Origin of the sequence: Caballeronia sp. SEWSISQ10-4 2, assembly GCF_030464885.1 — a bacterium.
In the GTDB taxonomy this organism is placed as follows: Bacteria; Pseudomonadota; Gammaproteobacteria; order Burkholderiales; family Burkholderiaceae; genus Caballeronia.
The window spans coordinates 20,647-34,645 of the sequence record NZ_JALPRJ010000082.1; the positions used below are offsets into that span (position 1 = coordinate 20,647).

At 58.7% G+C, this 13,999-nt stretch carries 17 protein-coding genes and 2 pseudogenes; 9 read left to right on the forward strand and 10 right to left on the reverse strand.

The window, feature by feature from the left end; genetic code table 11:
* Nucleotides 1-108 precede the first annotated feature (108 nt).
* Together M0D69_RS35830 and M0D69_RS35835 are read left to right on the forward strand one after the other, a co-directional pair.
* Nucleotides 109-900 carry a ParA family protein gene (locus M0D69_RS35830; RefSeq protein ID WP_301786564.1) on the forward strand — a complete coding sequence of 264 codons (792 nt, stop codon included), beginning with the start codon at nt 109-111 and terminating at the stop codon, nt 898-900.
* Nucleotides 890-1,141, forward strand: coding sequence for a ParB N-terminal domain-containing protein (locus M0D69_RS35835; protein WP_301786565.1), 252 nt, complete (start codon nt 890-892; stop codon nt 1,139-1,141). The genes M0D69_RS35830 and M0D69_RS35835 overlap by 11 nt, the downstream gene beginning before the upstream one ends.
* A gap of 278 nt (nt 1,142-1,419) precedes the next feature.
* Here the strand turns inward: M0D69_RS35835 and M0D69_RS35840 are convergent, their stop codons facing one another.
* From M0D69_RS35840 to M0D69_RS35855, 4 genes are all read right to left on the reverse strand, one after another.
* Nucleotides 1,420-1,866: a hypothetical protein gene (locus tag M0D69_RS35840; protein WP_301786566.1), complete on the reverse strand. Its 447-nt coding sequence runs from the start codon at nt 1,864-1,866 to the stop codon at nt 1,420-1,422.
* A 39-nt stretch (nt 1,867-1,905) separates the two neighbouring features.
* Complete coding sequence (locus tag M0D69_RS35845; protein ID WP_301786567.1) at nt 1,906-2,151, reverse strand: hypothetical protein; 246 nt, start codon at nt 2,149-2,151, stop codon at nt 1,906-1,908.
* Complete coding sequence (locus M0D69_RS35850; protein ID WP_301786575.1) at nt 2,148-2,687, reverse strand: sigma-70 family RNA polymerase sigma factor; 540 nt, start codon at nt 2,685-2,687, stop codon at nt 2,148-2,150. The genes M0D69_RS35845 and M0D69_RS35850 overlap by 4 nt, the downstream gene beginning before the upstream one ends.
* Before the next feature lie 120 nt (nt 2,688-2,807).
* Nucleotides 2,808-2,936, reverse strand: a complete 129-nt coding sequence (locus M0D69_RS35855) for a hypothetical protein (protein WP_301786576.1) — start codon at nt 2,934-2,936, stop codon at nt 2,808-2,810.
* A gap of 617 nt (nt 2,937-3,553) precedes the next feature.
* Between M0D69_RS35855 and M0D69_RS35860 the strand changes: the two genes are divergently transcribed.
* The 4 genes and pseudogenes from M0D69_RS35860 to M0D69_RS35875 form a co-directional block, all read left to right on the forward strand.
* Nucleotides 3,554-3,817, forward strand: coding sequence for a DUF4148 domain-containing protein (locus M0D69_RS35860; protein WP_301786568.1), 264 nt, complete (start codon nt 3,554-3,556; stop codon nt 3,815-3,817).
* 71 nt (nt 3,818-3,888) lie between these two features.
* Complete coding sequence (locus M0D69_RS35865; protein ID WP_301786577.1) at nt 3,889-4,182, forward strand: DUF4148 domain-containing protein; 294 nt, start codon at nt 3,889-3,891, stop codon at nt 4,180-4,182.
* A 344-nt stretch (nt 4,183-4,526) separates the two neighbouring features.
* The gene (gene tatA / locus M0D69_RS35870; protein ID WP_301786569.1) at nt 4,527-4,766 is read left to right on the forward strand and encodes a Sec-independent protein translocase subunit TatA; all 240 of its coding nucleotides are present in this window, start codon (nt 4,527-4,529) and stop codon (nt 4,764-4,766) included.
* 349 nt (nt 4,767-5,115) lie between these two features.
* Nucleotides 5,116-5,412 (forward strand): annotated as a pseudogene (locus tag M0D69_RS35875) (cytochrome b); the annotation flags it as partial.
* 846 nt (nt 5,413-6,258) lie between these two features.
* Here the strand turns inward: M0D69_RS35875 and M0D69_RS35880 are convergent.
* The 6 genes from M0D69_RS35880 to M0D69_RS35905 all read right to left on the reverse strand — a co-directional run bounded on the left by M0D69_RS35880 (nt 6,259) and on the right by M0D69_RS35905 (nt 10,412).
* Entirely contained in the window at nt 6,259-7,140 is an 882-nt protein-coding gene (locus M0D69_RS35880) for a copper resistance D family protein (RefSeq protein ID WP_301786570.1), read from the reverse strand.
* A gap of 1 nt (nt 7,141) precedes the next feature.
* The gene (locus tag M0D69_RS35885; protein WP_301786571.1) at nt 7,142-7,522 is read right to left on the reverse strand and encodes a copper resistance protein CopC; all 381 of its coding nucleotides are present in this window, start codon (nt 7,520-7,522) and stop codon (nt 7,142-7,144) included.
* A gap of 14 nt (nt 7,523-7,536) precedes the next feature.
* Nucleotides 7,537-8,433 carry a hypothetical protein gene (locus M0D69_RS35890; RefSeq protein ID WP_301786572.1) on the reverse strand — a complete coding sequence of 299 codons (897 nt, stop codon included), beginning with the start codon at nt 8,431-8,433 and terminating at the stop codon, nt 7,537-7,539.
* Between the two features lie 108 nt (nt 8,434-8,541).
* Nucleotides 8,542-8,922, reverse strand: a complete 381-nt coding sequence (locus M0D69_RS35895) for a DUF2946 domain-containing protein (protein WP_301786573.1) — start codon at nt 8,920-8,922, stop codon at nt 8,542-8,544.
* Nucleotides 8,923-9,086: 164 nt separating this feature from the next.
* Nucleotides 9,087-9,374: a cupredoxin family copper-binding protein gene (locus M0D69_RS35900; protein ID WP_301786578.1), complete on the reverse strand. Its 288-nt coding sequence runs from the start codon at nt 9,372-9,374 to the stop codon at nt 9,087-9,089.
* A gap of 93 nt (nt 9,375-9,467) precedes the next feature.
* A complete protein-coding gene (locus tag M0D69_RS35905) occupies nt 9,468-10,412 on the reverse strand; it encodes a metallophosphoesterase (protein WP_301786574.1) in 945 nt (314 codons plus the stop codon).
* A gap of 388 nt (nt 10,413-10,800) precedes the next feature.
* Between M0D69_RS35905 and M0D69_RS35910 the strand changes: the two genes are divergently transcribed.
* The 3 genes and pseudogenes from M0D69_RS35910 to M0D69_RS35920 all read left to right on the forward strand — a co-directional run bounded on the left by M0D69_RS35910 (nt 10,801) and on the right by M0D69_RS35920 (nt 13,469).
* On the forward strand, nt 10,801-10,995 hold the full coding sequence (locus M0D69_RS35910; protein ID WP_367619810.1) for a DUF4148 domain-containing protein: 195 nt from the start codon (nt 10,801-10,803) through the stop codon (nt 10,993-10,995).
* A gap of 265 nt (nt 10,996-11,260) precedes the next feature.
* Complete coding sequence (locus M0D69_RS35915; protein WP_301786579.1) at nt 11,261-11,563, forward strand: hypothetical protein; 303 nt, start codon at nt 11,261-11,263, stop codon at nt 11,561-11,563.
* Nucleotides 11,564-11,876: 313 nt separating this feature from the next.
* A pseudogene (locus tag M0D69_RS35920) lies at nt 11,877-13,469 on the forward strand (MFS transporter).
* The last annotated feature ends 530 nt before the right edge of the window (nt 13,470-13,999 follow it).

A 13,999-nucleotide genomic window follows, 5' to 3' on the forward strand; every position in this document is an offset into this window, starting at 1 on the left:
CGCAGCAGGAAAGTATCCGGATCGTCGCCATTGAGCCGCGCAGGGTAAGGTGCGGCGTGATAGCGCGATTGCGACCGCGTACCCCTGGAATCAGTACCGGGCAGGCGCGTGTTGGTGATCGACCTGGACGACCAGCCCAACAGCAGCCGGTCGCTCGAGCGAGCGCACAAGGCAAGCGCACTGGACATCACGGCATCGACGCTCTTGATGAACGACGCACCCGAAGTCGCGGACGATCTTCCGTCGTTCTCGGTGGTAAAAGCCGACGACGTGCTGCGGCGTCTGGTCGAACAGCCGGAGGAACTCACCCGGTATCACGCGAACCTCAAGCGATTCCTGCAAACAGTTGCGCCGTCCTTCGACGTGTGCCTGATCGATTGCGCGCCAACCTCGGATCTGCGTACGGTCTACGCGCAGTCGGTCGCGGACTTCATGCTCAGCCCGATCCAGCTCAATCAGGAAGCCGTCGACGGCGTGACGGAAACCATCAACGGGCGGCGCGGCGTGCGGCGCATTCAAGCGACCTTCAATCCAGCGCTGCGCTTCATCGGCATCCTGCCCAACATGGTAGAGCAGACGCCGCTGCAGCAGGTCAATTGCCGCGAGGTCGCAACCCACTTTGCGCAGTATCTGGTGCGCGACCCTGCGGCACCGGAGCGCCTCCTCGTTATCCCGCGGCGCTCCGCGATTGCAGAGGCGCAGGCCGAAGGCGTACCACTATGGGAGCTTGGCAGGACCAAGACCGCTGCGCGCGACGCATGGCGGGAGGTGCGGCCGTGTTTCGAGGCCATCGTGCATCACCTGCAAGCGGGCGTGTCGCCGGTAGCACCCTTGGATTCACCGGATGCGTCTCTTGGGACGCAGCATGAGACAGCGCATGAGGTGATCCATGGCGCTTGATCTTTCCGTGCTCGATGACGCCCCACGGGGTGTGGTCGTAGCGAACCAGATCGGAATCGTACTGGCGCTGCGCCTGGACGAAGTCGAGGAAGACCCCGACCAGCCGCGTCAGGTGTTTAGCCCGCGCGAACTGGAATGGCTGGCGGACTCGATTCGTGAGCGCCGGGTGCAGACACCGATCGTTGTGCGACCCAGAACGGCAGGAGGCGGTAACAACAGAACGGAACACCAGATTCAATGAACGAAAGTGTCGGGTTGAGAAGCAACAGCGAGGCTGGTCTTTAGCTGCAGACAGTGTGCATTATCGTAGCCGGCTAAGGCGTGGCCAGTGCCAATTGGGGCTACACGCAATCGCGGATGCAGTAGCGGCGCAAGGTACCACGACGCACGAGCAGGTACACCTGCAATTGCTCGAAGCGGAAAGGGGCTTATGCCTATCGACGACGTGACCTGCTAGGATCTGGTGAGCGCATACGCATAACGAATTCAGATCGGCCGGTCAGCGTCCTACCGCACGGCTTACGCCGCGGACCTTTTCCTATGCGTGGTGCGCGGTTTTTTGGCGCGCTTCTGATTAGCCCCCCATGTCAGGCTAGTTGTCGGCGCGAAAGAGACGAAACGTGGTCTCGCCCCTTGAAGCACCAGTTGCGTAGAGCGTGAGCCGTGCGCCCGTCGGATTTTCGTGCATAAACTGGCCACCAGGCGCACTTCGCCCGGCAACAGACGCCCGCCGACCAACGAATAACAGGCCTCCCGACTTGATGACACCCACAGCGAATGGTTCAGACGTTTCGACAGGCAACTGTTCAGATGTTCTTCTTCGGTGGCCGTGACCTCGACCGGATGATGCCATTTGGGCGCATAGACCGGATAGGCGACGTCGACGCGTTTTGCGAGCGTCATTGGATAGTTGACGATGCCGTTGTTGATCCAACGCGGTGCCAACCCTCCGAGCGCGAGCATCACGTCTGTTCCGGGAACGAGCAAACATGCCGCGATGCAGATTCACCACCAAGGGTCTGGGGCATGTACAACGACGGATGGATCTTCATGCGCGGGAGCGCTGAACAGCGCTTTTAGCGTGGACTTCTGCGCACGCCAGGCCGCGACCTGTGCGGCGGCATGGGGATCGTTTGCAAGACGCGCGAGTACGCCTGCGCGCTCCGCATCCGGCAACTCGTCGTCGACGAACGCCGACAACGTGGGCAGGTCGGGCCCGGGCACGGAATTAGGATCATCATTGTTGTTCATAACGGATCTCTCACTACTTGCTGTGGTGAGTACTTGCTCGTCGGTCCCTCGGTCAGCAGCACGCGAAGGTGTGCACGCGCGCGCAGGCGCTCACGCGCGCGCGACAGCCGCGACATCACCGTGCCGATAGGCACGCCGAGCGTGCTCGACGCTTCCTGGTATGTCAACTCCTCGACGCAGACGAGCAGTAGCACTTCGCGCTGTTCGACCGGTAGCCGATAGAGCGCCCGTTGGACGTCGCGCAGCACGAGCCCGTCGAACTCGCCGCGGGGCGCCTCCAGATTGCACCACGGCGCGTGTTCATCATCAACGGCAATCTCTTGACGTACCCGCAACTGATCGATGTAGAGGTGCTGAAGGATCGCGAGGAGCCACGCACGCAGGTTACTGCTCGGACGGAATGTCGTGCAGCGCGTGAGCGCGCGCTCGGCGGTGTCCTGTACCAAATCGTCGGCCCACGCGGGATCGTTCGTTAGTCCACTCGCATCGCGGCGCAACTGCGGGAGCCATGAAACGACCTCCGCTTCGAAACTCATCGAACGAATGCCAGAGCTACCGACGGGCGATTCGCCCGAGAGGACGCGGGACATCTTCATTTACTCGCTCCTTCTCTCACGCATTTTAGCCGTGGCGTTGCGTAGTGCGAATGATGTACTTCATGTTCGCGCCGGGCGGCTGTCGGCTTCGAAATCACCGAATTCGAAGTCTCCCAGGTAGTCCGCCGCGCCGGCGTACTGACGACCCAGCGTGACGGTTCCGTACCGATTGCTGCTCAGGCCGACGATGGCCTGGCGTTCGAACTTGGCACCGCCTTGGCCGACCTTTCCGGTATTGAGTTCATAGCCGTTCTAAAGTGTGAATGCCGCGGCCAGACCACCGCCCAGATCTCCGGTGCCTCTCAACCCCAACGGGACTGTTCAGACCGAAGGTTGTATCGAGCAAGCACTGTCGACCGCCGGCGGTCTTGCCGGTCACGCGCATATTGCTTAGCGCCTCGAAGCCTTTATCGATCAGGCCATATGGCGTCACACGACTTTGCGCACGTACTGTACCCGCCGGTGGGCACTAGGTTACCAATGCAAGAAGCTGCTTCTTCATTGAGTGATCCCCAAAGCATTAAATGGACTTGCAATAAATTGGAACACCGGGCCAACGAGTGACCGACTTCCAGCTTTCGTCACGCACGACATCCCCGATGACGCCGCGGTCGTTCGCGCGGCACTCCAGTGGACGAAATACGCGGCCGGACAAGAATGTTTACCTTGATCACAGCGCGTTTATTCCCATCGCACTTGAAATAATCTCTAGGCTCTGCGAGCCGCATTTTTTGAGTGGCGTGGGAATATCCAACGCCGAAACGGCGTCTACTCATTGCTACCGCACAACACACTCAGGAGCTGCAATGAAGAAATCTGCAATGGTTGCCATTTCTCTGGTCGTTCTCGCATCGTCGAGCGCATTTGCTCAAGGCAAGACCCGCGCCGAGGTCTATCAGGAACTGATCGAAGCACAACAGAATGGCCTGAACTACATCACTGAATCTTCGTACCCAGACGTCAACCCACTGTTTGCAGCACAGGTTGCCCGCATGAAGGAGAAGCACCTGACCCAACAGAACGCAGCCAAGGCGCCAAATACCGGAATGGCAGACAGCACCGCCAATTGACACTCAAGGTCCAAAATACAAGGAGTACTGACGTGAAATCGAAATATTTGAGTGGGTCTATCGTCCAGCCAATGCTTGGTTCGCTCATCGTGAGCGTAACGCTGATGGCAACGTCCGGCTGTGTGTACGCGCAAACGTCGACGGAATCCAACAAGCATCAACTCACTCGAGCAGAAGTGCTGCATGAGCTCGAGGAGCTGGAGTCGGTCGGTTATAACCCATCTCAGGGCGACGACGGAGACTACCCCGCCGACCTTCTTGCGGCGGAACAAAAGGTTGCAGCCAAACATCAAGCGGAAAGGAACGCGCTGGCGGGCGTAGGCCAGGCCGCGCAGATAAAAACGACGTCTCAGCCGTCGCCTTGAGTCGGCGCGAGCGGATCCGCATCTACGCCAGATTACCGTCCAGATCCGATAGGTGAGCACCGTACGACACTAAGGCGGTGCGCGATCTGATTGAGAAGTGCCTGGGTGCGTGGAGGGGGCTACCTGCCGAAGCAGCCAGTGACGCTGAGCGTCACAGTCGAGAAGGCCGTGAGCCGCGCGTCGCACCAGCGTGGATCGCGCGACCAGGGAAGCCCCGCCCTAGCTCATTTCCGTGCAACGGCACCCGATGTCACGCAGATTAGGGGTACGCGGTTCGATTCAGGCCGCAAGGCACAAGATATTCGCCGTGTGGAAACGCGAGGGCGGGGCCAAGGAGGAAAGTCATGGGTTCGTTGAGTATTTGGCATTGGCTGATCGTTTTGCTGATCGTCGCGATGGTGTTCGGCACGAAGAAGCTGCGCAATATCGGCAGCGACTTGGGCGTTGCGGTGAAGGGCTTTAAGGAAGGCACGAAAGAGGCAGAGACGCTAGCGGCCGATGCGCAGCAGCGCGAACTGCCGCGCAACGACACCGTCGATGTCGACGCAAAGAAAAAGACGCCGCGCTTTGGTGATTGCCGCTAAACGCCGGTTACATCGCGTGCTGGCTTATACCTCATTTCATGCTGGGCCTCCGTCTAGTTGCAGCGCAAGAGGGTCCGGAATAAAAAGGCCGGTTTCGCAGTCTATCCGTGCGAAGCGTGTCTCCACGGAGTTCAATCGGCTATGAGCATCACCGGTCAGAAGGTCAAAGGCGCAATGACGTGAAATCAATTTCGCGAGATCGGCGTATCGCCCAATCGATCCGTGGTTCACCCATCGCGAGCGCAGCGCGGATCCACGGTGCGCGCATTGACGGCAACTCCGACCCAGTAGTTGTCCCCGCAGCGCCGATCCACCGGGCAACCCGCGTAAAGAATCATCACCAAACACGCTGATGGTGACGATGCCGCTGGTGGGCTGGTCAATGCTTTCCGCCGAGGGCTATCCGATTGTGCTGCTGGGTTCGCTACATCTGCCGCCGATTGCACCGCATGACATGCACCTCTACCTGATGCTGCGTAAGGCCCACATGTTTCTCGCGCTACTGCTGTCCGGAACTTTCCTGATGCACGCGTCGGCGGCGTTGTTCCACGGATTGATCCGCAGGGATGGCGTGTTTTCCAGCATGGCGAGCGGAGGCGAAGCGCCCAACGTTGATCGACCGAAGCGTGGTGCACGGGTGACGTGACAAACGCACAGCGGCTATTGATTCCGCTTTCGATCAGATACTTCTACTCGCCTTGTTGCCGGCTGATGTGACAGAACTTGCCTAGTCGGCCCGGACCGAGCCAAAATTCGAAATTGTAAGCTTTTTGGGGGCACGTTGTGATGGAACGTCATCCTCGGTGTTCCCTCAGCACGACACGGTCGAATGAACGGTCGCGCTACAGGACAACTGTGCCGGGCAGCAACCTGACGCCTAGGCTGAACAATGTCAGCCTAGCGTCGCATCGCGTCTTACTCAAGCAATTTGGCTACGAATTTCGAATAGTTGCGTGGGGCCTCAAAATCGCTTGCCAACATCCGTCGTAGCGAAGTGGTCCTACGCCGGGTGGCGCGATCGAGTTCGCCACGATCATGCCGTCGATCAATTGGACGAAAGATGCCGGATATCGGGGAATCAATGCGGTGACCAAACGAGTGGCGGCGACTCACACGCCAGTGTCATTAACCCGCTAAGCGGCACAGGTCGGCAAGAAAAATTGTCCCGACGAACCCTGATCGTCCAAAGGCGAACCTTTGGACGAGATCGCCAAAATGGGCGACAAGCTATCGCAATGGGGATATTCATCCAGCCGATCAACAGGGTTGAACTGCTATGGTGATAGCCTCTTTTCGTATTTGTTGGACTGGACTCGATGAGGGCCGACAAGGGCGTGGTCATCGTTCGTGGGCTCACTTCCGACCATCCAGAGCGGGCAGCCAACCAGCGGAAACGCGACACCTAAGCTGTCGTCAGCGATCTCGACATCATGGGCCAGGTGTTGACTCGTGACGTCACGGGCGTCGCCAATATGGAAACGGTGTATGGCGGTTAGCCGGCCGCGGCAGGGATGCTGTGTCCGAGAACCGCGGCCGCCATCAGCACGATGAGCATCAGGACGGCCTCTACCTTTACTAGCCGCATAAAGACAGGTAGTGCACGAGAATCGCCCATGCGTATGCGTTTCATGAACGCGAAACGATTAATCGCCCCGATCGTGATGACCACAATCACAATTAGCACTTTCGCTTGCAGCAGTTGGCCCCAGAGGCTGTTGGTCAGCGGAGCCAGCGATCCGCCGAGTCCGCGATACGCATTCATGAGGCCTGTCGCGATCGCGAACAAGAACGTGAGCGTTGCCACGTTCGACAGTCGCGTGATGTGCGCGACAGCGTTCGGCGTGACCGTAAATGTTCGTCCTAACGGCCAAGCCGCAGCGATAACTACACCCGCCCATCCTGCTGTCGCCAGCAGATGGATGAGGTGCACCAGCTCTGCAACCGAGAAGTTACCAGCATCTGCCGCGTGAGTCGAAGCGGCATGCGCGAGGGCGACAACGATCAATCCAGTCATAAGCAGACTCGTCCAAGTCGACCTTTTTGTTGCCGGGCGCAGCGCAAACGCCGCGATCAACGCGGTGAATCCGGCTGCGGTTCCAATCGTCCACATTAGCCCAAAGTGTGACTTCGTGATCACGAGCGGAATCGCGGGCAAGGCATCGCCAAGTGTCATGCCAGACATCACGCTCGCCTGCAAAGGCAGATAGAGTCCTTGCAAGACGAGCCACACGACAAGCGTTGTCCGCATGGCACGAAGGCGCACTGCGCCTCCAATGGCGAGTAAGGCGGATCCCACCGCAATCGCGAACGCAATGTCAGCGCCGGCAGCTAGCACCATCTGCGCGATGACGGGCGAGTCGAAGGTGTGTTGCACGCTATTTCACGTCGAATGAATAGTCACCATGGGTACGATGCCCATCAGAGGCCACAGCGGCCCAATGTACGGTGTAGTGACCCGCCGATAGAGAAGGCAGGGGGACGGAAATTACCGTCGGTTGCTGAGCATCAACGGCGGCTTTTATGGTGTTCACCTGCTTACCGCTGGTATCAGTTACCGTCAAAGTGCTAAAGGACGGCTCCAGTTGCCCGTCAAATGCAATTTTGATCCGCTGGGGCGACGCGACCGCTGTGCCGGCTCCTGGCTCCTGCTTCTGCGGGAAAACATGAGCGAACGCAGCGCTGGCGAGGCAGAGCGCCGCGACAGACGCAAGACACTTCTTCGCTAGCTGCCGACAAACGTTGCCGTGCTCTTTCATCGTTTGCTCCTTCATCACTGGAATAGCGGCTTGCCGATCGTAGTCGGCGCTACATCGTCAAAGAAAATGTGGGCCTGCATCAGGATACCCACGCGTGAACCGCTCGCCCGGTTGATTGGAATCTGAGCCTCGATGCCAAATTGACCGTAGCGGTTGATCCAGATGAAGCCCGGGTTGACGGTCCCCGTCGTCTGGCCCTGGCTTCTCGACAATGGGATTTCGACGAGCGGGATAGTGTTCGCCAGCGGTTGCGGCAAACCGATGTCATGCACGTGCTGCTGTAGATAGGGCAGGCTGTATTGCGCCGTAAAACCATAGTTGAACGCGTTAGGCTGCCCTGCGCCAGTGGCTAACGCGGGGCCAGCCTCGCCCGTCACGGCGATCGGACGCAAATAGGCAAGTGAATCAGGCAGATCGCCAAATCCCTTGCCAGCGAACACCGTCGGAGAAATGGTCGAAAAACTGGCGGCAATTGCCTTGCTTCCTGTGCCACCTAGCTCTGCATTGACGCCGATGGACGACATGAATTCGTGCGGCTCGTTGACATACAGCAGATACTTCAATCCAACCCCAAAGTTATCAAAGCCGCGGGCCGTCGGATTGTTTTGCAACACATACGTGCCATCGACCGATAGCGCCAGCCTCTGCGTGATCAGCTTGTCATATTCGAATTGGAAGGTGTTGATGCTTTGATCGCCGTTGTCACCGGGAACGCGTTGATGACCATATTCAAGGTTAGCTTCGTCACCTACGCCGGGATCGTCCACGGCAAGTGTCGACGGAAAGACACGGTCTCCAGCGATCGCGTGAGCGGTGGCGAGCGAGGGCATGAGCAGGGTTGCATGTGCTGCAGCCGAAACGATTGACGCCGCGAGCAACGGTTTCCCGCGGCGCGTCGAAATGATGTGCATGGTTTTGGTTCATCCTTATTGTGGGTCGTAGTAAGCCCTCGCGCATCTGTGAAAAAACGTGCGACGACATCGCGATGCGGTAAATGCATCGCTTCGGTGTGACTCAAATCAGGACGAGACTGGAGGAGCCCGAGGCTGCGAGTAGGTGAGCGGTTCGATGCGGCGGACGCTCTCGAGGCGAGCCGTTACGCGGTGGGCGATTACCCGAACCGTGATGGCGAAAGGCGCTTGCACACTGGGCACCACGGGCATGTGAGAAAGCAGGCCGCAATAGCAGCAGGCCTGCCCGTCGGACATCAATGAGTGCGGACCGGACTTGATGTCTGACACATGGTCTCGCATCGAAGGCATGGAACAATGTGCACTCGACACGGTGTTCGCACGACGACTCGCGGCGAGCGCTTGCGAGACCGTCGGCGCAAGCGTTGCCATCAGGATCGCAAGCAATCCCAAAATGCTGCCAATCTTCCGGTGGAAACGGCTGAACATATGCCAGGCGGACGCAGACAATGCAATGACTATAGGGCGCGCTTAATGGGAAGGTGTGAGCGCCGCGAAGGCCCCGCGGTCAAGTTCGCGACCGCCCCGTCCTCGAACCTCAGCTTGCGAACGGTTTCCCAATTTCGCGCGGCGCTAGCTCCGGTAGAGCGCACTTATTGGACGGTAATTGTCTCCTTCATATTCGGGTGTATGCCGCAGAAGATTTTGTAGACACCGGGTTTATCGAAGGTGTACTTGTAGGTGTCGTTCTGATCGAGCGCGCTGGAGCGGAATAGGCCGGAGTCGTTGACAATCGTGTGCGGTTCGCCATCAAGATTTTTCCACGTCACGGTCGAACCGGCTTTGATCGTGAGCGACATCGGCGAGAACATGAAATTCTTCAAAACGACGGCGTTGGTCTCCTGTGCTTGCACGACGGAGAAATCAGCGGATGCCGCCATGAGCATCCCGACCCCGAGGGAGAGGAAGAAGGCGCGGCGAAGAGCGGTGGTTAGCATGACGTGGTTCCTGGTTGGTGAGCGCGATGTGGAAATTCAGACGAGCGTCGTGTCGGAGAGCGTCGCTTTGAGCGGATGGCGCACGATCTTGATGCTGGTCACGCCAAGCATCTTCGGAAGCTGATCGCTCGCCACCTTCAGCGGCCCAGGTCCGGGCCCGTTGCCGGCGGTCGGTTGCGGATAGGCCGTCGAGCGCGCCGTATGGAAGGTGATATTTCCTTCCACCTTCGACACGATCTGATGGATATGTCCATTCAGGACCGTGACCGAGCCGAAGCGCTTCAGATAGCTCATCGCTTGGCCAGCATCGCCTGTGCCCCAACCCCACGGTTCGTAAATCGTCCACATCGGCATGTGCGCAAAGACGACAATCGGCGTGCTGGACGAGCGGCCCTTCAGATCATTTTCCAACCAGGCGAGTTGGTCGTCGCCCAAACCACCCAAACCGTTTGGCTTGAAATGCATGACATTGACGAGACCGATAAAGTGCACGCCGTTGTGGTCAAAGCTGTAATAGCCTTTGTTGTCGGAGGCTTGGCCGAAACGGTTGAAGTATTCCGTCCCTGTGCCATCGGTCACATCATGCTCGCCGGGCACGGTATGCAACTCGGTGATATTCAAACCTGACATCAATTGGGCGGCGAGGTCGAACTCTTCCGCCTTGGAGAGATGCGTAATATCGCCGGTGTGAATCGTCAGCGCCGGCTTGATTGGCATGGCGTTCACGTAGTCAATTGTCTGCTTGAGCGTGCCCGCGACGTCGGGATTGGCTTCCTTGTTGAAGCCAATATGAGAGTCGCTGATCTGGAGGAACAGGGGGATCCCCGAGGCAACTGACGAATCCTTCGCTGTGGCGGCGAGAGCCAGGTCCACCGGCGCGAGAATACCGCCGGCCAAGACAAATAGGGTGCCCACGCCACCGAAAGCGAGACATTTCAACGCGCCGCGACGGGACGGATCGGATGGAAGATTTGACGACATAATGCCCTCACGAATAGATTCAAGAGGTAGATCGCCGGAGTATCCGACGGGCCTTTTGAATGGGTTCGATAGCTAGACTGTCGGGCCTTTCGTTTTATTCCAAGATGCATAACATTTCGACTGAGGCCGCGGGTTCCGCGCGACCGGTTCCCGTCCTGGTTGGCGGCAGTGCCCGTTGAACTGTCCGTGGACCTGGGTAGCAATCGCCAGCTGCGTCGCGACGACGTGATCAGACCGCTGGCGGATACGGACCTGCTATCTAATGCTGGTTAGCCACTGCCGAGCTAATTTGACGGGTGGCCGATATTTTTATTGAAAGCGCAGGAATATTCTGCGAGGAATCGGCGTCTATTCATTGCAGATCGCACAACAAGCTCAGGAGTCTGCGTTGAAGAAATTTTCCATGATCGCCATTTCTCTAGCGGATTTCACGTCGTCGAGCGCGTTTGCTCAAGGTAAGACCCGCGCCGAGGTCGATCAGGAACTGATCGAACCGCAGCAGAACAGCCTGAACTGCATTACCGGAATCTCGTACCCGGACGTCAACCCGATGTTCACGGCGCGGGTCGCCCGCATGAGGTAGCAGTTGGCGCAACAGGATGCAGCCACAACGAACAGCACCACCAATTAAACAACAAGCGTCGCCCCGACTGCCCGTACCTGATGCTGCGCGAGCTGTGAAGCAAGCAGCAAACGGAAGTTGGGGATAAGGAAACCGGCTCGGCTGTTTTGTTATGCAGAGCGTCGTTCTGACTAAACAAGTCGATAGCAGGCCTCACGCTTTCGATACCTTAAGGAGCGTTGACATGAAAATATTCTTCGAGAGGGTGAGCGTGAAGCAAGCGTCGATGGCATTGAGGGCACTTCTGCTAGCGGTGTTGTGTATCGCCGCGGGCAGCGTCGCGGCGAAAGGTCTCAGTTCTTACGACGATATCAACGCGCCCGAAAATAGCCTGCGGCTGATGCCGCAGGCTGCACGCGGCAGCGAGTATCCCACCCACGGTAATCGCCAGGCCGGAGAGCTGAACCTGAACCCGATGGATCCGCGGGCGCAACTCGTCAATGGTTTGCCGAACAATACGCAGTCAGGTGGATACGGATCGCCGCTCGCCGGTGTGAGGACCTATGTTCTGCCGCAGTCGGCAAATTGAGCGGCAAGGCCGGGCATGTGCGGCATACCTTTGCCGGTATCAGCGATTTCAGGTCGCGCCGATTTTTGGGCCAGGGCCCGTCTGACCACACAGTATCTCTGGCCGGCGACAAGACGAACCGGCGAGCTGCAGGAGGTACCGCTGATGGCTGGCTGTTTGAAATTGGAATTGGAATTGAGAGTCGGATGCTCATAGAGTCACGGCATGTCACGTGGCTGGTTCGAAGGCGTGCCAATCCGTCAACCTGCCTCGCGAGCCGGCATGTCGCCCGCTCTACCGGCTTCCACTGCCCCTGACATCTATGGAACACACCATGACTGCCGACACCGCCCCACATGACCAGAACCGGCAATTGCTGCCCTTTCGCGAATCGCTGCTGGCGATGCTGGGCGTGGCATTGGTGGCCATGCTGGTCGCGCTAGACCAGACAATCGTCGGCACCGCGCTGCCTGGGAGCGTCACAGAACTCAAGGGCTTTGACCTGTATGCATGGGTCGCCACGTCTTATATGCTGGCATCGGTAGTAACGATCCCCATTTTCGGCCGACTCGGTGACCTCTTCGGTCGTAAGCCCTTGATGCTGGCGGCCATCGTTCTTTTCACCGTCGCCTCGCTGTTATGCGGTATGGCCGACAGCATGCTGTACCTCGTTGTCGCGCGAGGCGTGCAGGGGATCGGTGGCGGCATCATGATTGGCACGGTCTTCGCGACCGTCGCTGACCTCTTCCCCGACCCGCGACTACGTCTGCGCTGGCAGGTATTCATCAGTTCGGCATTCGGCGCGGCCAACATCATTGGACCTGCCCTTGGAGGCTTCATGACCCAGTATGGCAACTGGCGGCTCGTGTTCTTCGTCAACGTGCCGATCGGCATTGTGTCGCTGCTGTTCGTCTACCGTTTCTTGCCCCACCTGCGTCACCTGCGCCAACCTGGACTGGCGCGTCTGGACTGGCTCGGCGCGTGCGCGCTCGCGGTGACCTTCGGTGCAGTATTGCTGCTGATTGAATTTTTGCCGAAAGAAGGCATCACTGAGCTGACAGTACCACTCGGCTTGGTCGCGGCAATCGGCGGACTGACGCTGTGGATCCGGGAAAAGCGGGCAGCCAACCCGATCATGCCGGTGGACATGTTGATCGATCGTAAGCTGGCGGCGCTCTTTGTGATGTCAGTGTTGGGTGGCTTCGCTATGTTCTCGCTGCTATTCGACGTCCCACTCTTGTTCCAGGGAGGCTTTGGCATGTCTCCGGCCCACTCCGGCATGCTGATCACCCCCCTCGTAGTAGGGACGACCGTGGGTAGCACTATCAACAATCGGATTGTCACGCGGGTCAAGCGAGCTAACATCACGATGTATGCCGGTTTTGGCCTGTTCACGATCGCCTGCCTCTGCGTGATCGCTATCACGAGCAAGATGCCTCATCTCGTCTGGGTGATGTGCATGGGCACCAGCGGGATCGGGCTCGGTCTGGTGGCGTCGAACCTCACGATCTTTTCACAGCAAATTGTAGCGCGCGGTCATCTCGGTGCGGCCACCGCGTTGCTGTAATCGCTTCGGACTTTGGGCGGCATCCTCGGTACCGCGATGACCTGCTCGCTGCTCAGTCACTTGTACGCGCGCGGTGTGCACAGCTCGCTGGACTCTTATCAGGCGATGCAGTGGTTCAAGTCGTTCGCGAGTCCGGCACTGATGATCGACCGGACAGAGCAGGCCGCGCTGGTCAGCCGACTTGTCGATGCAGGCCACGCTGGCGATGCAATCATGAATTCGGCGCGCAGCGCACTTATTGAATCGATCCACATCGGTCTTGCGCTTGCAGTCGCAGCGGCGCTCGTCGGGCTGTGCCTCACGTGGTTTGTGCCGCCGGTGCGAATGAGCCATCTCGATTTCAAAGTGCGGGGCGAATAGCGGTGGCTAAGGCTTGCATCAACGCCGCCGGCGAAGGCCGATGGCCTCTTGCGCAAGACTCTGTCGCGCAGCGGACTCTAACCGCATTTTGCCGCAACCAGCCACCGTTCAGCTTGTCGATTCAGTCCGCCTCAAGGGTTCGCTTCGCCGGACTCACGCCCGCTCTTGACTCGCCAAACCACCCACCGAGAATTCGAAAGAGGCGCTACTCTTCTATCTGAAGCGGCTGTGATCGGTGTGGAGGCGCAGCGCGAGTCGGCATCGCGTCCGAAATCGCGGCTTGCGGCGCGGGAGCGGGCCGTCGGTTGTGGGATAGGTCGCCCGTGAAGACGATGAAGTCAGCTTGTTGCGGGAGGCGCTGTTGACGCCCGAGACGGCTTTCTGCTGGGCACCTTGTGCGTCGGGTTTTAGCACCCCTCAAAACCCTAGTAGTTGTCTGGCATTTGTATGAAAAATGGTCGGATTGTGTGCCACACTAGCCCGAACTTTTACCCGTCAATTAGCCGGAACGCACGTTAGCACTGGGTTTC

What these genes read in the sequence shown, in the direction of transcription:
- M0D69_RS35835 (WP_301786565.1), top strand. Translation starts at nt 890, where the DNA reads ATGGCGCTTGATCTTTCCGTGCTCGATGACGCCCCACGGGGTGTGGTC.
- M0D69_RS35845 (WP_301786567.1), bottom strand. Translation starts at nt 2,151, where the DNA reads ATGAACAACAATGATGATCCTAATTCCGTGCCCGGGCCCGACCTGCCC.
- M0D69_RS35850 (WP_301786575.1), bottom strand. Translation starts at nt 2,687, where the DNA reads ATGAGTTTCGAAGCGGAGGTCGTTTCATGGCTCCCGCAGTTGCGCCGC.
- M0D69_RS35860 (WP_301786568.1), top strand. Translation starts at nt 3,554, where the DNA reads ATGAAGAAATCTGCAATGGTTGCCATTTCTCTGGTCGTTCTCGCATCG.
- M0D69_RS35865 (WP_301786577.1), top strand. Translation starts at nt 3,889, where the DNA reads ATGCTTGGTTCGCTCATCGTGAGCGTAACGCTGATGGCAACGTCCGGC.
- tatA (WP_301786569.1), top strand. Translation starts at nt 4,527, where the DNA reads ATGGGTTCGTTGAGTATTTGGCATTGGCTGATCGTTTTGCTGATCGTC.
- M0D69_RS35885 (WP_301786571.1), bottom strand. Translation starts at nt 7,522, where the DNA reads ATGAAAGAGCACGGCAACGTTTGTCGGCAGCTAGCGAAGAAGTGTCTT.
- M0D69_RS35890 (WP_301786572.1), bottom strand. Translation starts at nt 8,433, where the DNA reads ATGCACATCATTTCGACGCGCCGCGGGAAACCGTTGCTCGCGGCGTCA.
- M0D69_RS35895 (WP_301786573.1), bottom strand. Translation starts at nt 8,922, where the DNA reads ATGTTCAGCCGTTTCCACCGGAAGATTGGCAGCATTTTGGGATTGCTT.
- M0D69_RS35900 (WP_301786578.1), bottom strand. Translation starts at nt 9,374, where the DNA reads ATGGCGGCATCCGCTGATTTCTCCGTCGTGCAAGCACAGGAGACCAAC.
- M0D69_RS35905 (WP_301786574.1), bottom strand. Translation starts at nt 10,412, where the DNA reads ATGTCGTCAAATCTTCCATCCGATCCGTCCCGTCGCGGCGCGTTGAAA.
- M0D69_RS35915 (WP_301786579.1), top strand. Translation starts at nt 11,261, where the DNA reads ATGGCATTGAGGGCACTTCTGCTAGCGGTGTTGTGTATCGCCGCGGGC.